The 20,631-nt window shown below is 40.4% G+C and carries 23 protein-coding genes and 1 tRNA gene; 18 read left to right on the top strand and 6 right to left on the bottom strand.

Translation table 11 applies throughout. The features are described from left to right. Positions 1-308: 308 nt before the first annotated feature. The 3 genes from LVQ96_02120 (at position 309) to purQ (ending at position 3,205) form a co-directional block, all read left to right on the top strand. Positions 309-1,862 (top strand): site-2 protease family protein, encoded by a 1,554-nt coding sequence (locus tag LVQ96_02120; GenBank protein ID MCW6169947.1) that lies wholly within the window; start codon positions 309-311, stop codon positions 1,860-1,862. A 401-nt stretch (positions 1,863-2,263) separates the two neighbouring features. After that, positions 2,264-2,413 (top strand): 50S ribosomal protein L40e, encoded by a 150-nt coding sequence (locus LVQ96_02125; GenBank protein ID MCW6169948.1) that lies wholly within the window; start codon positions 2,264-2,266, stop codon positions 2,411-2,413. Positions 2,414-2,452: 39 nt separating this feature from the next. Next, entirely contained in the window at positions 2,453-3,205 is a 753-nt protein-coding gene (gene purQ, locus LVQ96_02130) for a phosphoribosylformylglycinamidine synthase subunit PurQ (GenBank protein MCW6169949.1), read from the top strand. On the opposite strand, the gene fliE is transcribed toward purQ, so the two are convergent. Continuing rightward, complete coding sequence (gene fliE / locus LVQ96_02135; GenBank protein MCW6169950.1) at positions 3,197-3,736, bottom strand: flagellar hook-basal body complex protein FliE; 540 nt, start codon at positions 3,734-3,736, stop codon at positions 3,197-3,199. The two genes, purQ and fliE, sit on opposite strands and share 9 nt — an antisense overlap. 5 nt (positions 3,737-3,741) lie before the next feature. Then, positions 3,742-4,035: a hypothetical protein gene (locus tag LVQ96_02140; protein ID MCW6169951.1), complete on the bottom strand. Its 294-nt coding sequence runs from the start codon at positions 4,033-4,035 to the stop codon at positions 3,742-3,744. Between the two features lie 196 nt (positions 4,036-4,231). Here LVQ96_02140 and LVQ96_02145 point away from each other — a divergent pair, with 196 nt between their 5' ends. Next, positions 4,232-6,127 carry a 2-oxoacid:acceptor oxidoreductase subunit alpha gene (locus LVQ96_02145; GenBank protein MCW6169952.1) on the top strand — a complete coding sequence of 632 codons (1,896 nt, stop codon included), beginning with the start codon at positions 4,232-4,234 and terminating at the stop codon, positions 6,125-6,127. After that, positions 6,117-7,043, top strand: a complete 927-nt coding sequence (locus LVQ96_02150; GenBank protein MCW6169953.1) for a 2-oxoacid:ferredoxin oxidoreductase subunit beta — start codon at positions 6,117-6,119, stop codon at positions 7,041-7,043. Before LVQ96_02145 ends, LVQ96_02150 begins: the two co-directional genes overlap by 11 nt. Before the next feature lie 2 nt (positions 7,044-7,045). On the opposite strand, the gene LVQ96_02155 is transcribed toward LVQ96_02150, so the two are convergent. Beyond that, positions 7,046-7,627, bottom strand: coding sequence for a LysE family translocator (locus tag LVQ96_02155; protein MCW6169954.1), 582 nt, complete (start codon positions 7,625-7,627; stop codon positions 7,046-7,048). 418 nt (positions 7,628-8,045) lie between these two features. On the opposite strand from LVQ96_02155, the gene LVQ96_02160 reads away from it, so the two are divergent. Further along, on the top strand, positions 8,046-8,681 hold the full coding sequence (locus LVQ96_02160) for a class I SAM-dependent methyltransferase (protein MCW6169955.1): 636 nt from the start codon (positions 8,046-8,048) through the stop codon (positions 8,679-8,681). Between the two features lie 32 nt (positions 8,682-8,713). On the opposite strand, the gene LVQ96_02165 is transcribed toward LVQ96_02160, so the two are convergent. Then, complete coding sequence (locus tag LVQ96_02165; GenBank protein MCW6169956.1) at positions 8,714-10,015, bottom strand: ORC1-type DNA replication protein; 1,302 nt, start codon at positions 10,013-10,015, stop codon at positions 8,714-8,716. Positions 10,016-10,091: 76 nt separating this feature from the next. Further along, positions 10,092-11,381 (bottom strand): bifunctional folylpolyglutamate synthase/dihydrofolate synthase, encoded by a 1,290-nt coding sequence (locus LVQ96_02170; protein ID MCW6169957.1) that lies wholly within the window; start codon positions 11,379-11,381, stop codon positions 10,092-10,094. A 107-nt stretch (positions 11,382-11,488) separates the two neighbouring features. Between LVQ96_02170 and LVQ96_02175 the strand changes: the two genes are divergently transcribed. From LVQ96_02175 to LVQ96_02195, 5 genes are all read left to right on the top strand, one after another. After that, positions 11,489-12,205, top strand: a complete 717-nt coding sequence (locus LVQ96_02175; protein MCW6169958.1) for an alanyl-tRNA editing protein — start codon at positions 11,489-11,491, stop codon at positions 12,203-12,205. 13 nt (positions 12,206-12,218) lie between these two features. Next, a complete protein-coding gene (locus tag LVQ96_02180; GenBank protein MCW6169959.1) occupies positions 12,219-13,337 on the top strand; it encodes a hypothetical protein in 1,119 nt (372 codons plus the stop codon). Positions 13,338-13,454: 117 nt separating this feature from the next. Then, a tRNA-Cys gene (locus LVQ96_02185) sits at positions 13,455-13,526 on the top strand. A 26-nt stretch (positions 13,527-13,552) separates the two neighbouring features. Then, entirely contained in the window at positions 13,553-14,425 is an 873-nt protein-coding gene (locus LVQ96_02190; protein ID MCW6169960.1) for a hypothetical protein, read from the top strand. After that, entirely contained in the window at positions 14,415-14,813 is a 399-nt protein-coding gene (locus LVQ96_02195) for a hypothetical protein (GenBank protein ID MCW6169961.1), read from the top strand. The genes LVQ96_02190 and LVQ96_02195 overlap by 11 nt, the downstream gene beginning before the upstream one ends. On the opposite strand, the gene LVQ96_02200 is transcribed toward LVQ96_02195, so the two are convergent. Then, the gene (locus LVQ96_02200; GenBank protein MCW6169962.1) at positions 14,794-15,216 is read right to left on the bottom strand and encodes a hypothetical protein; all 423 of its coding nucleotides are present in this window, start codon (positions 15,214-15,216) and stop codon (positions 14,794-14,796) included. The two genes, LVQ96_02195 and LVQ96_02200, sit on opposite strands and share 20 nt — an antisense overlap. Positions 15,217-15,341: 125 nt before the next feature. On the opposite strand from LVQ96_02200, the gene LVQ96_02205 reads away from it, so the two are divergent. From LVQ96_02205 to LVQ96_02235, 7 genes are all read left to right on the top strand, one after another. Then, entirely contained in the window at positions 15,342-15,485 is a 144-nt protein-coding gene (locus LVQ96_02205) for a hypothetical protein (GenBank protein MCW6169963.1), read from the top strand. Between the two features lie 2 nt (positions 15,486-15,487). Next, entirely contained in the window at positions 15,488-17,344 is a 1,857-nt protein-coding gene (locus LVQ96_02210; GenBank protein ID MCW6169964.1) for a hypothetical protein, read from the top strand. After that, positions 17,344-17,874, top strand: coding sequence for a hypothetical protein (locus LVQ96_02215; GenBank protein ID MCW6169965.1), 531 nt, complete (start codon positions 17,344-17,346; stop codon positions 17,872-17,874). The genes LVQ96_02210 and LVQ96_02215 overlap by 1 nt, the downstream gene beginning before the upstream one ends. A gap of 1 nt (position 17,875) precedes the next feature. Continuing rightward, on the top strand, positions 17,876-18,205 hold the full coding sequence (locus LVQ96_02220; GenBank protein ID MCW6169966.1) for a hypothetical protein: 330 nt from the start codon (positions 17,876-17,878) through the stop codon (positions 18,203-18,205). After that, complete coding sequence (locus LVQ96_02225) at positions 18,202-18,477, top strand: hypothetical protein (protein ID MCW6169967.1); 276 nt, start codon at positions 18,202-18,204, stop codon at positions 18,475-18,477. The genes LVQ96_02220 and LVQ96_02225 overlap by 4 nt, the downstream gene beginning before the upstream one ends. Before the next feature lie 556 nt (positions 18,478-19,033). Further along, positions 19,034-19,534, top strand: coding sequence for a winged helix-turn-helix domain-containing protein (locus LVQ96_02230; protein ID MCW6169968.1), 501 nt, complete (start codon positions 19,034-19,036; stop codon positions 19,532-19,534). A 34-nt stretch (positions 19,535-19,568) separates the two neighbouring features. After that, positions 19,569-20,069, top strand: a complete 501-nt coding sequence (locus LVQ96_02235) for an IS630 family transposase (protein MCW6169969.1) — start codon at positions 19,569-19,571, stop codon at positions 20,067-20,069. Positions 20,070-20,631: the final 562 nt, after the last annotated feature.

Consider the following 20,631-nt stretch of genomic DNA (forward strand, 5'->3'; position numbering starts at 1 on the left):
ACCAGGTCGCACTTTTTCTGGTTGAATTACGGAAAATAAGCAAGAACGCTCCGATCTTTAGAGAGGAGAGGATGTCAGAAAAACAGCAAACCAGAAGAAAAACAAATTAAACGTTAAGTGTGGATAGCATCCTGCACGATCCACCTCGTAAATCTATCCGTCGTTACCTATAAACCTGTCTGAAATTGGTATATTGGGAAATAAAGTTAAGAGACGACCATTTAATTTCACATAACTGTGAAAACTGCAGGCAACAGTAAAATTTTCATAAAAAAACATTAGTATAATCATTTCGTATAGGGGGTGGAATGATCAGTGGACTTGAGATTGCAATTTTACTAATTTTTGCGTGGATAATCGTAGTGATATATCTCGGGCCGAGGATCTCAAAAACCAAACATTTCTCACTGTTTGGTCCAGCTATTATGATAAAGATCACCAAGAATCGCGGCGTTATTGAACGATTTACAAAAAAATTCCCTGGTAGGTCGTTCGGAAAAATTTCCGTTATTATTGTTTTTGTTAGTGCTATTTTAGCTGTCGTGATACTTGTTTACGGTGCAGTTCTTTCTTTTGCGATTAAACCATCGCATCCGGCAGGTCTTTCGTTACTCCTTGCCATACCCGGAGTCAATCCGGTGATACCGATCGGATTCGGGACTGTAACTTTGATACTTGCTGTTGTAATTCATGAATTCTTTCACGGTGTAGTTGCAAAGAAACAGGGCATAAAACTTTCATCAGTAGGGGTACTCTGGTTTGTCGTTCCGGTCGGTGCCTTCGTAGAGCCAGACGAACAGGAAATAACTAAATCCGACCCAGTTGTCAGGAGGCGAATAGTTGCCGCTGGTCCCGGCATTAACATTGTTTTGGCCGTTATATGCTTCCTTCTAGTCGCCTTACTGGTGGTCCCCGTTGCGTCTCCTACACATGACGGTTTATACGTCGAGGCTACAGTTTCAGGCTCCCAGGCATCGCATGTGATATCCAATGGTGAAGAGGTGGTATCGCTTGGCCATTACACTGGCAATGTTATCCAGAATCTTACTACTATCTCAAATTTGACACCAGGGCAATATTATCCTGCATCCGTTTATTATGGCGGGGCCATTCATTCTGTTAAAGTTATGGCAGGATTGACTATTTATTCAACCATAAGTGGCTTGCCGGCAGCGAATATTTCGATCCCTGTTGGCTCTGTTTTAGTTAAGAGTAATGGTTTAACAATTTACAACGCAACAGTGCTAACTACCCAATTAAATAAACTCCCTCCAGGTTCTAAAGATTATCTGGAAATGATGGTGCCGATGAACGGAGGAATGATAAAGAAGAATTTCACGCTTATAACTACATCTGAATATTATTATTATGCAAAATATGATCCATCTCAGAACAGCAATGCTTACAAGAATTATAGCTTCATAGGCATTACAAGCGTTTATTCTGGATTTGGGGGATATACGTTAGGTTACATGCAGTCAATGTTATCTGGTAGGCAGGTTTTCACATCACCTTGGTCTGGAATGTTAGAATACATAGCACTCCCGTTCTTATATCTCTCACCAATTCCCAGCTCTTTAGCTTCTATGTATTCTACGCCATTCTCTCCGCTCTTATTCTGGGGTATATTCGACATGCTGTACTGGTTATTCTGGTGGAATTTCCTCCTCGCGATAATGAACGCGCTTCCGGTTGTAGTTTTCGATGGTGGACAGTTTTTCAGAGATAGTATGCTGATCGTCGGCAGACACAAAGCACTCTCTTGGCTCAGCAAGGAAAACAACGTCAGATCCGTAATGATCGCGTCAAGTCTTTTTGTTCTGTTTTTGTTTGCAATAGAAATATACTTTTTGGTCGTTTGACATTAAATTACTTTATTTTGGCATAATACCTAAAAATTTTACATTTGATCACGTTCATCCTTGCAGTGAAATTTCTGTAAAACAAGGTAGTTTAGTGCAAAAAATTAGCTTAGATGAATCTAGAATGCTAATCCTTCATTTCCGAAAAATAGTTCATTCACGTTATTGTCTCTGAGTTTACGTCCGAAGATCTTTTCGCTTATCTTTTCAATGTTCCGGAATACATTTCTATTATCGACCCAATACATCACCTTCCTTATCCTGCAATTCAGTTGTCTACGGAAATTAACGGCTACAAAGGCAGAGAAACAATGAACGATCCTCAATTGGTATATCGGGTGTGCCGGTGGGACAAATGAGAATTGCTATATAGCCGGTGAATATCCCTAATTAGAATTCATATGGCATTCCCTGAAGCAGTTGAAAGAAGACTGAACAAAAAGATTTGCATGAGATGTAACGCTAGAAATTCACCAAATGCTACGAAATGCAGAAAATGTGGATACACTGGCCTTAGAATGAAAGCGAAGGAGAGAAGAGGTGGTCAGTAGACGGATTCTAGCTTTCATCCGTCTGCTGCAATAGTACGGATGGAAGGAACAAATTGTGAATACGAGGCTTATCAATCGTTCAAGCGAATTGGGTTCCTTCCTAGGTATGTTCATGTCAATGAATTAAAGAGAGACAAACTATCTCTTGAAGATTTTTCGGTGTTGTTTATTCCTGGCGGTTTTTCTGCTGGAGATTATATTAGGGCTGGGGTGATTTTTGCCCAACGCCTTGCCAGTTCCTCTTTGCCGGATCTCATAAAATTTTCTGAAGCAGGGAAACCGATAATAGGGGTATGCAATGGTTTCCAGGTTTTATGTGAACTCGGTTTCCTACCCGGGTATGACTTCACGAGGCGCTTTGCCCTTTCACTCAATGATTCCAACAGGTACGAATGCCGTTACACTTATGTAAAAATGCATTCTAAGAATAGACTTCTTGCCGCAATTGATCTTGGGGAAAACTATCTTGTCCCGGTGGCACATTCGGAAGGCAAGATCGTTGTTGACCACCAGCATAAGATACTTGAACGAATGGAGGAAGAGAGCCAGATAGTCATGAAATATACTGATCCTTCCGGGAACGAAGCAGATTATCCTTGGAATCCCAACGGCTCTGAAGGAAATATAGCAGCCTTGTCCAATCCCTCTGGGAATGTTCTTGGCCTCATGCCTCATCCAGAGCGTCTTTATGATCTCCCGCTGAATTCCGATAGCAAACTAATTAAAAACCCTGTTCTTGGAAAGCTATTTTTCGAATCGCTCAGGAAATATGTGGTCTCAAAGTCATTTTGATGCCGAAGTTATTGTCCTGAAGAACTCTCTGACATCCTCTTTGAATTCTTCCAGGCTTCGGTCGTTTACTATCATGTAATCTGACAATGAAATAGTACGTCCGATACCCCAGCCCAACTCTCTATTATCGCGTTCATAGAATTCGGGTTCAGTCCTGACATCGTCCTGTCGCGCCCTTTTAATTATTCTCATAAAGCGTTCCTGTCTGTTCGTGTAAATTGCAACTACCTTGACATTGTCAAACTTATCCCGGAAGAATGCTAGTTCCTCATCGTTCCTCAGTCCATCGACCACTGTTTTATCAGGATCTTTAATTGATTCGGCGGTCCTTCTCGCCCATATATCCATGCCTTTAGCCTTCCTTTCTGAAGTCGCAAATTTACCAATCTCCGAATCGATTAACGGTATATTATTCAATGCGGCATGTTTTTTAACGGTATCTCCCATGTGAACATCAACGAACCCAAATTCCTTGGCAACTTTCACGAATTCGTCTTTTCCAGCACCCGGCATTCCAGTTACAATAAGCATGGTGATCAGGAGAAAAGGAAACCCATTCCTTCCTGGGCATTATCATTCTCTCTGTCTATCTGGGTCAGGATATCCTCTTCCTGTTTTCCGGAAAGTAAGACAACTTTTCCACCCCACTGCTCTTTTATTTTAGAAAATGCTTCCTCGGAACCGGAAAAAACAATAAGGACCTCATCAGTTTTCAGCTTATAGCCCACACCTTCCCTCTCGTAAATAGATTGTCTTCCCACCAAATCATCAGAGAGCATCTCATTAATTATCGATCTATCCTTTTTGTTTACAACAAAAACTTTACGCATACCACACCATAATACTAACGATATTAAAAATACGATCGTGAGCCAAAATCATGTAGCTCTTTAACAATAATATAAATCTGTCCTTTACAAATTACTGTTGGGAGAGTACGAGCACTATTGACCAGATCATGAGTATGTCGCAAAAAAACTGCGCAAAACGTTTTTAATGATTTTTGAATACCCCCCCGGTCTTAATATGGATCTAAGTTTAACAATAGGAGGCCCGCAAGGCGGAGGTATCGATACCTCTTCTAATATGATCAACCGGGCATTTGCTGAAGCCGGATACAACGTTTTTGCAGTAAGAGAATATCACTCAAACATAAAAGGGAGACACAGTTACAACCACATAAGGGTGAAAGAAGAACGCCCCAGGTCTCTCAGGTACCCAGTTGACATACTTGTAGCTTTAGATGCCGATACCCTGTATGAGCACATGGACGATGTAGTTGCTGGATCAAAAGTTATATACGACAAGAGTTTTGAATCTGGAGATCTATCTCAGGCAAGACTCATAATGAGGGACACGGCAAAGAGCATTAAGGGAAGACTCCAGAGTGAGAATCTGCCACTTAATGTGATTGGTGCAATACAGCATATGAAGAATAATGGGGCAATAACAATCGCTGTCCCCTTCGATGCCGTGGTCAATAGCGCTATAAGCGGTGGTACTCCAACACGATATTTTAACACTCTTGGTTCAGCTATAACACTTTCTATAGCAGGACTTCCTGTTAATTTTACCAGTGAAGCAATAAAACAGGTTTTTGCCAGTAAGCCAAAGGTCGTTGAAGACAATGTGAAAGTTGTTGAAGCCGCCTATAAATACTGTGAGGAGAACAAGCTTAGTGGCACTACCCTTAAATCATTCCCGAAGAAGCAGAGATTACTGCTAACGGGAAACGATGCCGCTGCTATAGGCAAAGTGATGGGGGGGCTTAGGTTCCAGACATACTATCCTATAACACCAGCCAGCGACGAAAGCACCGTTCTAGAAGAACACGAGACACTATCGTTAATTGAGAACGAAAAGAACAGTCTGGAGAAAGCCGGGGTCGTCGTGATACAAACTGAAGATGAGATTTCTGCAATAACCATGGCCATGGGTGCGGCTTTGACCGGAACGCGTTCCGCTACGGCCACAAGTGGTCCAGGTTTTTCACTTATGGCCGAGGGAATATCTTTCGCAGGTATGGATGAAGTTCCTGTAGTCATAACCCTTTACCAGAGGGGAGGACCAAGTACGGGTCTTCCGACGAGAAACGGTCAATCGGATCTGTTATTTGCGTTGAACACTGGTCACGGCGAATTTCCAAGAATAGTACTTTCTTCTGGGGACATCGAGGAGTGCGCATATGACGCAATGAAAGCTCTAAATTATGCACAGAGGTATCAACTTCCGGTCATACACCTTATAGACAAGAATCTTGCCACTACGTCCGATTTGATTCCGGAGATTGACAAATCTAGAGTTAAAATAATTCCGGCTCTTTCTGTGTCTGAAAAAGAAGATTTTCTTAGATACAATCTAAACACGGAGAACGGTATCTCTAAAGTCGGTTATTTCGGTAAGAATATATTCTGGATGACTGGAGACGAGCACGATGAGCTTGGCCATGTAACTGAAGACCCTGAGGTCAGGGACAGGCAGATGCGAAAGAGATTCCAGAAACTTGAGACAGCCGCACACGAGATCCCGCTTGAAGACAGGGTGCAGGTGTTTGGTGAGAAAGATGCAGACCTAACCTTTGTCACTTGGGGTAGCCAGAAGGGTCCGATCCTTGATGTTATCGATGATCTCAAGAAGGAAGGGATAAAGGCAAATATGCTATACCTGAAGATGTTTGAGCCTTTTCCGTCCGAATTCGTAAAGAGCTTCCTTTCAAGAGCAAAACTTGTAGTTGATGTTGAAAGTAACCTCCTTGCACAGGCTTCCAGGGTGATAAGACTCGAGACAGGCATAGAGATAGAGAATGCTATCCTGAAGTATTCCGGGAGACACATGACGGAGGACGAGATCCTTTCGGTTGCGAAAAAGATAATTAATAAAAAGGAGAAATTTGTTGTGGAGGTGCTTAAAAATGGCGCATAATTTTAAAAGCGATGTTGTAGTTGACTGGTGCCCTGGATGCGGGGATTTTGGTATACTCACGTCTATAACCCAGGCACTCACAGAGATGAATCTTGGCGGTGAAGATGTAGTAGCGGTTTCGGGCATCGGATGTTCCGGAAAAACACCCCATTATTTGAACATAGCTGGGGTTCATACCCTTCACGGAAGGGCAATTCCTTTTGCCACAGGTGTAAAACTTGCCAACCCGAATCTTAAGGTTATACTGCCGAGTGGAGACGGGGATCTTTTAAGCATAGGGGCAGGGCATTTTGTCGCTGAGGGAAGAAGGAACACGGGCCTGACTATAGTCCTTTTCGATAATGCTGTTTACGGTCTCACGAAAGGCCAGGCGGCACCGACGATGGCGCTGGGGGAGAAGACAAAAAGTCTTGCAAGGGAAAATATATTCGGTAAGGTCAATCCAATAGCTTTGGCATTATCCTCGGGTTATTCATTCGTCGCCAGAGGATTTTCCTTTGACATGAAACAATTGAAGGGACTGATCAAGATGGCACTGAATCATAAGGGATCTGCAGTTATAGACGTCCTTCAACCATGCCCGACCTACAACGACGTAAACACAATGGACTGGTACAGGGAAAGAGTTTACAGGCTGGAAGATGAGCCATCGTGGGATCCTGTTGTAACCAAGGACAACGCAGATTCTGCAGCCATGAAATTCCAGCAGGCTTATCAGAAGGCACTTGAATGGGGAGAAAAAATCCCGACTGGTCTATTCTACCAAAACAAAACGATTCCGAGCTTTACTGAAAGACTCAGTCAATTCGTTCCGAACTATCTAACCAATCCGCCAGCAACTCAGGTGGTATTCAACAAGGATCATTATACGGTTGTAGACCCAGAAAAGACATTTAGTGATAAGATCATCGACTGATCTTAGGCAAAAGCTAAGTAAATAAACAAAATTCCGAAAATCACGAGTGAAGCGACGCTGAATATCTTCACTCCAAACTCAACCTTTTTTCCATATTTTATTGATGTTTTATTAACAAATAATGATAGGAATGATATCCATATCACTATACCAATGAAGAGGAATGCTATTGGAATTATGCCGAATTTTCCGTAAACGCTAAGGCCAGCAGTTAGCCACCACCCAATTTGCAAAGGGTTTATGAGACCAATTGTAAGGCCAATTATGTATCCGTTCCCACCTCTGCCTTTGTCGCTATCTGCGTTCACATTAGATCTCGAAGTCACAAAAGCAAGGTAAAGGAAAAAAAATGCTCCCGCAATGTATATGTACCTGCTGAATCTCAATATGCCTATCCCTGTTCCGAGGAATAATATAATTACCATAAGAGTAAAATCTGCAGTCATTGCACCTAAGCCTACAACAAAGCTCTTTGGCGCAGATCTTATGGCTCTCTGAATCATGATTGCCGTAACTGGGCCAGGTGGCCCTGCAAGCGAGACCCCTAATAAAAGACCCATAAGCGCGAGGATAATCTGATTCATAAGTTAATGGTTAAATCTTTATGGTATAAATTTACTTCCCATTTATTGTAGGTGGGTAAATATTCAGGCTAATGTGCACAATCGTTCCTTTGTACGCAGAATCATGGGCCCAAAGATATCTACATTAAGCATGCTTTATATCTTCATAATCGTGATGAAATATTCTGAAACTCAACACTGCTATAAAAAATGTAGGAATTTATGTAAGTACGCGAGGTTTTCAAACAGATTAGGCAGTTGTTGCAATCAGATTATTTCGGAGAAAAAAGGAAGGGAAACAGACATAGAGTTCTTCGCCGGTATATTGTCCTTTACCAGTTGAGTAGAAAGAGAAATTTTGCAGGAATAGATGACGTGTAATTAGTTCAAAATGCGAGTTTATGGGCAATATTTATAAATCATTGGCAGTTTTAGCGCCATGGTTTCACCCGATTTTAAAAGAAAAGAAGAACTGTTGCGATTTCTTAAGTGTTCGGAGGACGACATTTCAAAATTGTTTAGGAAGGCAGAAAGCATAATATCGTACGTAGATTCACAAATAGGGGGCAAGGATTACTGGCAGGTCTCATATTCAGAACTTTCCTGGCTTTATTCACTTGTTTGCCTAATGAGTGCAAAAAAGGTTGCAGAAACAGGCGTCGGCCCTGGTAGTACGTCATTTGCAATACTTTCTGTGCTGAAACTGGATAATGGAAAGTTATACAGTTTCGATAAGGGTGAAAGATACGGTGAAGCAGAACCTAAGCCCGTTGGTTTCCTTGTGCCAGAAAAACTCCGGAAAAATTGGTCCCTTGTTCTCGGTGATTCGAAGAACACTCTGAAGAACGTTCTTGAAAAAAACGCTCCGTTTGATATCTTCTTCCATGATTCTGAACACACCTATGAGCACGTAACTTTTGAGCTTGAAACAGCTTTACCTTACCTAAACAAAAGGTTCGCAATAGTGATTGATAACTATGACTGGACTGAGGCACCAAAGGATTTTTCTAAGAAACATAATTTCCTGTTGTTGCCTATGGTGGATGATATGTGCTTTCTCTTGCCTAGGATCTGAGTAACAAGTTTCAAAAACCAGCTCTCCGTGGATCAGCTATCATCATCGGATTGATCCATTTTATTGATGAACTCATCAAATCCTTCCTTTGTGAGCTTCTCTTCGCCAGATATGTTATCAAATCTCGCCTGACGTGTAACGTTCTTTCCTTTAAACAGAGAAAGGTTATCGTCTTCAAGAACGTATTTTTTGAAAACTGCTGGGTCCCCATTGATCCTGACAAATCGAGTGCGTCCGTACCTTCCAAGACTCTTCGTTGTTGTTATCACAAGACCCAGTTCCTCAAGTTCTGAGAGAATATCACTTGCACGTCTTGAGGTGAGAGCCTGAAATCCGAGTTCATTACATATGGCACGATAATTATCCATAATTTCCCCAGTTATGAGAAGTTTATCGCTCAGTTCCTGTGTCACAATCGTGCTTAACAGAATTATCTTGTTATGGAGAGGAAGTGTAAGGATTGTCTCCTTTACCACATCCATTTCAAACTTATCTCGGGCAGCATAGACTTCTTTTTCTGTTACCTTTTCACAGCTGTTCCTTTCGGCAATTTCTATGGCTATTCGCATGAGGTTGATAACCTTCCTGGCATCTCCATGTTCCTGTGCCCCTATGGCCGCGCAAAGGCTTATCGCCCCCTCATCCACGAGTCCCTCGTTTGTTACGCCATTTAGCCTGAATTTCAATATGTCTTTTAACTGTGTTGCGTTATATGGAGGAAAAATAAGGCTTTCCTGATTCATCCGACTCTTGATCCTTGGTTCCATCTGGCTCATTATGTTAGTATCATTCGTTATCCCTATTATAGAAACCTTGGATAGTGTAGGCTCTTCAAGGATTTTAAGAACAACATAAAGCGAGTCTCCGCCGCTCTTTTCCACGAGCTTGTCTATTTCGTCAAGTATGATTATAACAAATCCAGAAAGGCCGTTTATTCTTGAAATAAGTTCACTGTAGATCCTGTCCGTGGTCCAGCCAAGCAGCGGTATCTTCTCATCTGCATCACTCAAGCCATTTACGAGTGTTGTCAGAACTGAATACGGTGTATCATTTACCTGGCAATTCAGGTAGCAGGTTGTTACCCTGTCTTTAGTTGCCTCCTTTAGAAGATTTATCACATGCCGGGTTGTTGAGGTCTTCCCTGTTCCGGTTTTTCCATAGATCAGTATATTTGAAGGCCTAGTATTCCTCACAACACTACTGAGTATGTCTACAAGGTGCTGTATTTCCTCTTCTCTGTGAGGAAAGGAATCGGGAATAAAAGACTCATTAAGGAGTTCCAGATGGGCAGAAACCTTGTTTTCCGAGTTAATGTATTTTGAAAATGGATTCATAATTCACCGGTAAAGGATCGATAAGTGTAGTTAGTACTAAAACCTTTTTTAGATCAGAATAGTTAACAATTCAAGATCATGCTTTCTGAAGAAATTCAATTTTTCCTTTGTTCTCGTATTCGATTATATCGCTTATGAGATAAATCGATCCTGTAACTAAAACGAAATCTGAAATCTCGCATGCCCTCCTATAGGCTTCCATTGGGTCCGGAATCACCTCAGAATGCTCGAATATACCATTAGAAATATTGCTCAGCGTCTGAGCGGGTAAAGATCTCAAAGGTTCGTTTGGTGTGGTGAATATAATCCTATCGGAAAGTCTCCTCAGTGCCCTGAGATATGAATATTGATCTTTGTCTGATAACATCCCTACCACAAGCAACGGTTTTAGTGGTGTCAACTTGCTAAGTGCGATCTGTAATGCATCTGCTGCGGGCGGATTATGGGCAGCATCAACCATGACCATTGGATTTCTTCTGATTATGTTCATTCTTCCAGGCCATTTTGTCGAGAGGATTCCACGTTCTATGTCGGTCTTTTTTAATCCATCTGCCCCAGAATTTTCCAATGAAAGCACAGCTGTTGCAATATTCTTGGCTTGAAATTGTCCTATTAGACGCGTCTCTATGTTATATTCTTCGTTTGTTGTTATGAGAGTGAAGCTTGTCCCGTTGAGGTTGCTTTCTAGATCTGTTATCTTGCTATTTGTTTCCACTGAAATATATTTAGAATCCTTTAGATCGCATATTCTTTTGAGGACCTTTACGGCTTCAGGTTTTGTTTCTAGAACTACCGTGGGTTTCCTCTTCTTTATTATGCCCCCCTTTTCCATGGCGATCGAATCTATTGAGCAACCAAGTCGGTCAAAATGTTCGTACCCGATCTGGGTAATAACGGATACTTCCGGCATTACTATGTTCGTCGAATCAAGTCGGCCACCCAGTCCCACCTCAACCGCAGCATATTCTACGTTTTTCCTTGCAAATAGATCGAAGGCCATTAGGGTCGTCGTTTCGAAAAAAGTGGGGCGCATTTTTTTTGCGGCCATTGCATCTATGAAATTCCTATTCTTGGAGACAAAGTAATTGATCTCATCATCCGTTATCATCTCGTTATTCACAACAATCCGTTCGTTAAACTTTAGCAGATGCGGCGAGGTATACAGTCCCGCTGAGTATTTCTGATGAAGTGTATTGTATACGAAGGCTGAAACTGATCCTTTGCCGTTTGTTCCTGCTATATGTATCGACTTGAATTTTTTCTCTGGGTATTCTAAATAGTTCGAAAATTCTCGTGTAACAGCTAAGCCAAGCTTGATACCATCACGGGTTAGACCATACAAATAGGACAGGTTATCGTCGGACACGATGGGGATATAGTGATGTGAATCATATACTTAACTTCAAAAATAAGAAGACAAATGTAACATGCAAATTACTTAAACACATTTAGTATTCAAGATACGGATATATTATGGACACTAAGCAACTTTATTTGGACAACCAATATCTCAAGGAAGCCGATGGAACTGCACTTTGGTTTGAATTCACAGATTTAATTTTGGATCAGACGATATTTTATCCAACCATGGATGGCCAGCCCAATGACAAGGGAAAGGTTCTGATCGATAACAAAGAATATCTTATAGTAGATACTTGGCAGGATGGTTCGAGTATACACCTGATGTCTCTTGACACGTTCCCTGCGGACACAAAAGGAAAGAAAGTGCATCAGATTATAGACTGGGATATACGCTATCTTCACATGAGATTCCGTACTGCTCTGAAGGTTCTCACAGCGTTAACGTACTCTATGCTTAAAGGTACGACAAGGATAAATCAGACCTACGATACTGAAGCATGGTTCGACATCGAAGTTGAAACTTTGACTCAACAGGATGTAGAATCGCTTATTGCAGAGGCTAACAAGATAATGCAATCCGGAAAAGATGTAACATTCTCTTATGTAGAACGGGCGGATTTTCTAAAAGACCTAGATATGATGAAGATATGTAAAGAAAAGGTACCCGACGGAGATAAAATGAGAGTTATGCACATAGAAGGCCTCCCTTCGCAGATGGAATTCGGAACAAACGTTTCAAACACAGAGGAAGTTGGTACCATCAATTACAAGACCACACTTACCAAAGGTGTTCTTAACAAGAGGATTAATATTACATTAAGTCCTTAACATTTAAAGTATTATGGACGCCGAACAAGACCCAAAAAAAGTACCGAGGACATTTGACACGGTTTTAGAAATCTTCAGTCTCGTTTTGATCGGCATAGCAATAATCTCTTTTTTCTACCTTTTGCCCTCAACAATTAGTGATTTTCAAATTATTAGGAGTATTCCAACATATCTGTACCTGATCTTTAGTTTTACACTTTCCTCAAGTATTTTCCTCTTGATTATCACAGCTGTCGCACTTACCTCTGCTATAGCAATTGTGACATTTGTTGTGAAACTCAAAATGTTCTCGAAAGGTTTCACCGGTAGAAATTCCGCCATATATTTCCGTTATTTCTCTTTATACGTTCTTGTCCAGCTTATATTTTCGGCCTTTATTGATTATCTTATCCCTTCACTTGGTAAAGAGTTTCCATATAATATGTCATTTCCTGCTCAGAACTATTTTATATCCTCCTCTGTCCTCCTTTCTACCTTCCTTTTGGACTTTGTTCCCGTAGTTATTGCTCTCTGCGTTTATCTCATAATTATTGGAAAATTTAGCCTCAACAATCTATTGAATTACGATGTGAAAACAAACAGTTTACTACTTATTGCAATGATTCTGGCAATTATAATCGCAGCCATAGAGGGAGGTCCTATAATTATACTCATCTCCGATCTATTCATAACATTTGTGTTGAATATCATAATCCTTAAGTTTGGGTTCTTCAAAGGTTTCCTTTCCTATTTCACTTTATCAATGGCAGGAATTGCCGAAAGTGCGATCTCCTCGTTTAATCCTGATTTGGCGTTAGTGATCTATATAATTCTCATGATCGTGGGATTCCTTGGAATTTATTCTCTGTTCTCAATGGAGAGGTTTGCACTGAAGCCTCCGACAAACAATGACATTAATCAAGATCTAGGATCCGATCATCAGGAGATTAAAAAAGAGCGAAGCCCGAGAGCAAATAATGTACCGAGAATAGACTTATTTGTGAGAAGCTCGTGTCCAAATTGTGGAAATACCAGTTTTCATGTTCTCAAAGACATGACCCTGAAGTGTTCGAAATGTGAATATGAATTGGGCAAAGAGGCAATGGGACCTCCCAATATATCAATAGAGTACAGGAGAAACCTTGGAATTTGAGTTTGATCGGAGAGTTCCTACTAATAAATGCTTAGCCGCACGAACTTATGCCCATATAGTTTTCCCTTTAGCTTAAGTAATTTATATGGCGTGAATATCAAGAATGGCAAAACAAACGGATAGGTGGCAGAGCGGTCATGCGTGGGACTGCAGATCCCATCTAATAGGGTTCAACTCCCTACCTATCCTTTTAATTAAATAAACGGATACTTTTTATGTTTGTTTGGATTATTACAGAGGGTAGCCCAGAGTTTAATCTACAATTGAAGAGATGGTATGAAAATCTAAAGGCACATTCAGTAATCACAGCAGAGACTTATTTTAGGCACTTACTCTTATGGTGCGATAGGGATAACACCAATCCTATGGAACTTCTGGAACTTGCAAGACGTGAAGATTTCAGATATAAAATAATGGACGTTATAAGGGAAATGGAAAAGGAAGGCAAGGCAGGGTCATATATTTCGTATGCTGAAAAGCCCGTAATTTCTTGGCTTAGATTTAATGGAATTAATGTTAAGCTAAACATCAACATCAAGAACGAAAATCGTAATTTAAGGTCAGAGAATGAGAGAGTGCCAAGCAAGGAAGACTTGGGAAAGATATTAAGGATGGCTACCGCAAGAGCGAGGGTATCGGCTTCATTAATGGCGTATTCAGGTCTAAGACCAGAAACATTAGGAGATTATGAGGGGACAGATTGCCTTAAACTTTCAGACATAGAAGGAGTTAAACTATCAACCACAGGAGTAGAATTTGAGAAAATTCCAGCAAAGATTAGAGTAAGGAGCAATCTGTCTAAGGCAAGGAATGAGTATTTTACATTTCTGAGCAAGGAAGGATTGGATTACTTAACAGAGTATTTGGGCAAGAGGGTATTGGAAGGAGAAAAACTAACGTTTAATTCCCCTATTCTGCAATTAGACCCAAAGGGAGAGAAAAAAAGAGGACAGGAGCGAAATGAACACCTAAGAACAGCGTTGGTAGCAAGAGACATTAAGAAGGCTATTGTTAATGCTGGTTTTGATTGGAGACCCTATGTATTGCGAGCTTATTTCCCCTTGGAGGCAGTTCATAATGGGTCATAAGGGAGACATTGAGGCGAGATACAGCACGAACAAGAGGCTACCGCCAGATATGATAGAGGAAATGCGAGAGAGTTATCGGAAGTGTTTGAAATTCCTTGAAACCAGAATATCCGAGGTATCGGAGGACAACGCCAAGCTATTCTTACAGCAACAGCTCTTATCGGCAGTGGGCTACAAGCAGGAAGAGATAGACAAGATAGACCTTACAAATGTGAGCAACGAGGACTTTCAGCAGTTGTTAAGGGACAAGGTAGCGGGAGCGATGAGCGACAACGGAGCGAAGCAGAAGGTCATACCCGTAAGCGACATAGAGCAGTATATTAGCGATGGATACGATTTTGAGGCAGTATTGCCTAACGGCAAGGCAGTTATGAGGTTGAGGTTCTAGAATGGCCCCTTAACCAATCATAATCAAACCACAATACATATCGCCTTCTCTGTCTTTTTTGACTTCCTTCTATTATTTTCATCAATAACGTAAGGTCTCTTTCCTCCGTGAAATCAAGCATTCCTTTTCTAACGGGCTTTCCATATTCCGCATTTGACTTTTCCATAAATGTGTCTCGTATTTCATCAAAAAGAAGAAGTGGCGGATTACTGAAATCTACTAAGACTCCATTTTTTATTAGCTCGTCAATATGTCTTATGGTGGTTTTCTGATTCATCTTTCTTTTTAGAAGGGTAGTAAGCTGGTATTGAGTTAGAAATGTATCTTTCGATGATAGAACATTGATTATTTCTTCGCAGTAAGCACAAGGATAATATTCAATATGGCTATTATATTCACTCATCGTAATAGTTATGGTATTAACCCTATTTATTCTTTCATTCAATTAGAAGTTAGATAAGAATGAATGACACAGGTAATACACGGGTTAATCGGGTAAATATACAGATACCCAAGAACCGCTTCGCTATGAAATTCCCTAATTCAGCCATTCTTCAAATCATACTTTCTATGCCTAACGAAGTGGAAGGCGAGGAACTAATCGGTGCGGTGGGCGTTTGGCTCAATATTCTGGATATAGAAAGGGCTAAATATATTGGAAGAGGTAAATAATTATGACAATTAATAAACCGCCTATGCGAAAAGCTGGGCATAGTAAATTGACATTTTTTGCGGTAGTGATGGGTATTTTGGTATTTATTTTCCTATATTCCTTTGTTTTAATTGGAATTGACTTAATTATAAGTATTGTTGTCATTTTCCTGACTTTTGGCGTTTTGGAATTGACTAATACTAAAAATGACGTGCTAGATGAAAACCTATTCTGTATTATTGCCGAAGCAAAAGAGGAAGATAAGGCAAACACTCAAGGTAAGCTGTGGAGGGAAAACCAGAGGTTTAGGACTTATGTTAGGAAAGTGGATATTGTTGACTATATCCAACAAAAGAGGAATACGAATATTGCCCTTATTGGCGGTGCAGGAAGCGGAAAAACCACGCTTTCATATTTTCTTATTCAAGAATTCAAAGCTAAGAAAAAACTTATAATTCAATATAAAAACACAGACCGATATAGTGAATTGAATATACCGACCCTGCGAATTAGCGAGGCAATTCCTAACGTTTTTGTGGACATAAAAACTTTCGTTGAAGTGTTTTTAGTGGCTTTTCATATTGCAGAGGGTAAGACAGGCATTCAGGCGGGACAAATCCCAGCATTAGTTGAAAGCATCGCAAAGGAAAGCCACTCGTGGACGGAGTTCAGGGATAAGGCGTTTGAGCAAATGAACACGGAAAAAGACGGGAACACGAAGGCCTCTTTGCAGTCCATTCTAAATAATGTGAATTCCGTATTTTCCGAGAAAATGATAAATTATCCTATTCCTGAGGAAGCGGTTTTAGATTTTGAAGGGCTGACAGAAACGCAATTTGTTTTTTATGGGGAATATATTTTAAGGCAATTATTCCAAGAGATACTAACGAAAAGGAGGTTAAACACTATGTTTTTTATTGACGAAGCGAGTTTGTTCCTGAAAACAAAAGACGGATTTCGCAAGGATACCATAATACCGCATATGTCCCGATTAATCCGCTCCACAGGGTCTATGCTTCTGGCTACGCAGGAGTTAGACGATTTAGGCGATGTAGTGCAGGGCAACACAGCCACGATATTTAGCAGTAAACAGCTTGGTGAGAGAAGTCTTAACAGAATTAAAGCAATTAATTTGCTTTTGCATTGGATAATTACAAGACTGATGAGTCATGAGTTTGTAGATATTGCAACTGACAATTTAGATGATATCTATATTTATACTTTGAAAAACCCGAAGCCTGAATTTTATCCCGTGAATGAATTAAGGATAAAAGGGGACAAAGCCGTTGAAACAGACAATAACAAGTTTGAGAACGTTAAGTACGAGGACAAAATCATAAATTCTCTAAATGGTGCGTTGAATATTCAGGAAATAGCCAAAGCGTTAAGTCGGACCAAGGATAAAGAGGAAATTGCTAAGGTCAAACTTAAAATTAAAAGTGTCCTTAAAAAAATGATGACCAATTCTGAAATAATCGCTGAACGAACAGCTAATGTAAAGTTCAGGAATGGGCAGGCGTATGTTGTTGAGGAAGTTGTTTATTGCAGAAAAGGGTCTTATCCAAGTGATTATCATACTTATCTGGTTAATGCGTGTGCCGAAATCCTAAAACAGAAAGGCATAGTCTACGAGGTGAAACCTGACGGGATAAGTAGTGCTGATATTGAGACCAAGAAGGCAGTATATGAAATTGAGACAGGTTTTAAAAATTCCATAGCGGATTTGGAAGGAAGGATAAATGCGTATCAGAAGCAGGGGAAAGAAGTCTTAATTATAGTCCCTAATGACTTAATCAAGCCGAAATACGAGAACAAATATCCGACAATCAAGATTCTAACTTTAGTAGATTTGTGGGCTGGAATGCAGGAGGAGGTATAATGAAAGTTTGGAAACAGGTAGGTGTGTTTTTGGTGTCGTGGTGGATAATAGGTGCTATTCTTTCTCTATTAATAGGCTGGATAGCGGGACTTATTGGTATAATGTGTGCAGTATTCATCGTAATGCGATTTAGAAGGAAATATCCGAATGTGCAGAAGCAGATAGATAGACGGGAAACGAAACAAGGAAATGACAACGTGAAAGAAATCAAAAGACAGTATATCGCTGAACATGGAAAGAAAGCGTGGAGAAGAGAAGGAAAGCCTAATTTAAAAAGAGCATTGAAAACAGAAGTGAAGTGGCTTAAACAGAATTGGAAAATCCAGCAAAAAGATATAAAAGAGCAAGAAAAAGCGAGGCAACGGGCATTATGGGAGAATGGAAAGGCACACGCAAGAGATAGCAGAAAATATTTAACTTATACTCAAAAACTCAAGCTTAACTCTATGACATACACGCATACCCCTGACGAAATAGAGAAAATAGCACAGGACTGGATTGCTGAAAACAAGGCAAAGGAGGGGAAATAAAATGAAAGAGAGCAAAAAAAAGAACTGGTGGAAAAGTCTTACACCACAGGAACAGGAAAACCAGAAAAACGTTAAAAAGTTGTTCCATAGACCCTTTTTTCAAAGGAGGAGGGAAGATAAGCAGATGAGAAATGCACAAGCATACGCAGAGAAGCAGTTAGCGGATTTTCATACGCACCTTGATAATTTAGAAAACTATGCGAATGAGATAAGGATGTGGTTTCCCCGATTGAAGACGCGGTTAATCGGTTATCTTATTACGCAGGAGGCTGAAGAACTGAAAACAGAAGAAATATTCGCCGATGAAGGCGGGGGAGGTGAAGAAAAATGAATAATGAATTTGAAATTGAGCCTATTTCTGTAAAAAAGAACGTTATCGTTAGGCGCAGGGATAGAAATGCTCTTAATGACGTTCTGGAAGATAGCGGTATCGTGGAAGTCAGTCAAAAGGTATATGCCGATGCCTTCAACTATGCGAGGGAAACAGGCAGAGACGTAGTTGTGCAGGGAGCTAAAATACAGATAACAATTGCTGAAACAGGCAGATTCCGCAAACACAAGGAAATACAGGTAGCTTTTGAAATGCCAAGTATACGGTTGTAATTTTTATGACCTTACTTTTTTTTGCATTTCTGATAACTATGGTATTCTATGGTTTTATTTTTTTGAAGGTTTTAAGAGACAAGATAATAGAGAGAAGAGAAACCCGCAAGCACAAGGGAAAAATAGCAAAGAGGAGGGAAGCGGTATATACAATAGAAATGCCAGATGTAATTATTAAACCGAAAAGGTAGTTATTTATATCTTTTCTTGCAAATATTATTAGGGATTATGTGAGGAACAGGGATTTAATTATTGTTGAGGAAGCAGACACTAAAATATGCGTCATCTGTGGTAAGACGATATACGAATGGGAACACATTGAGCATATCATACCCTATATCAATGTGCATAAATCCTGCGGGAAATCCATTAAAATACGAAGAAAGTTGAAGGTAAAAAGGCGTAGAGAATGATAACAAAAATAAAAAACGAAAATGCGAACATAACAGAAGCAGGATTGCGGGAAATCTTATCAGGCAAAGTAGAAGTAATGGAAATATACACAGCGTAATAAGTATTGTCGTATACTTTAAATATTCTGACACCTTATGAAATTATGAAAAAGCTTGTGATAACTAATGCAAAAGAGATGTCTATAGCAATACGGAACGAGATATCCCGTTCAGAGGAATCAAGGTATGATCACCGGTTGCATGGCATACTTCTCGTCAGCGAAGGAATGAACTGTTATGACGCGGGAAGCATACTTGGTGAGAACCCCAAAACAATGGAAAGGTGGGTAAACGGATTCAACGAGAAGGGTTTTAATGCCCTCATGGAGGGGAAAAGACACGGAAGACCATCAAGGCTCACACCTCAGCAGATGGATGTAATAAACAACGACCTGAGAAAAGGACCCGGAGAATTCGGATATGAACAAAATCTCTGGGACGGAAAGCTTCTCATGCATCATATCTCCGAGAAATTTCACGTGAAAGTGAGTGTAAGGACATGCCAGCTGATCTTTCACAGGCTTAAGTTCCGCAGACGAAAGCCCAGATCGGTAATCTCCAAGGGCGATCCTGTGAAACAGGACGCTTTTAAAAAAACTCTCTGAAGACCTGAAGAGAGGCGATACAGATATATGGTCACTGGACGAATGCCATTTCTACCAGCATGGAACCACCCTGGCCATGTGGATACCACCCGAAGATAAGGATCCATCAGTACTGCAGTATCCCACAAGGAAAGGTATGAGCGTATTTGGCGCTGTGAACATCCGGACAGGAGAATTCGCAGGCATGATGTCAGATGTGTTCAACGCCATAACCTTCCTGAGATTTCTTACCGTTCTGATGAAGCGTGGAGAAGGAAGGAAGATGCAGATCATTCTGGACAACGCCAGATACCATCACGCAAAGTTGCTCCTGCCATGGTTGGAGAAACATAAAGAACTGCTATTTCTTGATTATCTCCCACCATACTCCCCAAAACTGAATCCCATAGAGCGGGTGTGGAAACTCCTGAAAAAATTGAAATTGCATAACCAGTACTTCCCCGATCTTAAAGGAATGATAAAAGTGGTTGCCAGGCAGTTCCTATTATGGATTGAAGAAAATGAAATCCTCAAAACACTATGTCACATGGAATGAGGAACATATACGATAATACTTATTGCGTTATGTATAGATAGGAAGGATTTTGATATATCCGTGTTTTCCGAAATACATTATGGAGAGAAGGAGGGCATCGGCGTCTATTACCCCAAATATCGAGATGGTAGTTGTGCAGAAGCCCAATACTTCAAATTCAGGTTATACGAGAATGACGTGGTAGTTGAGAGAGCTAACCGAAATGACGTAAGAGAATATGAGAAGGAACGTTTTAGACATTTGTTAAGGTAATAATATGAGATGTAAAATATGCAGGATAAAAATAGACGAGGACGAGGTCATAAGCGAAGTGAATACAACGGGCTTATGCGTGGAATGTTTGAGCAAGGTAAGGTTCTGTAATTCGTTGTTAAGGAAGTAATATTTTTTTGAGGAGGCGGATCTATTTCTTACCCCTAATCCGCTTTTCCTTTGGAAATGGTTATATACTTTTTTTGTGTTTTTTCAGAAATTATGCCTTCTAAATCGCTTTGTATGACACGATAGAAGGAGGGAAGGTATTATTATACCCTCTCTTTTTGCCTTTTAGGTAATGCTTTCT

It is taken from the genome of Thermoplasmatales archaeon (genome assembly GCA_026127925.1).
In the GTDB taxonomy this organism is placed as follows: domain Archaea; phylum Thermoplasmatota; class Thermoplasmata; order Thermoplasmatales; family Thermoplasmataceae; genus JAKAYB01.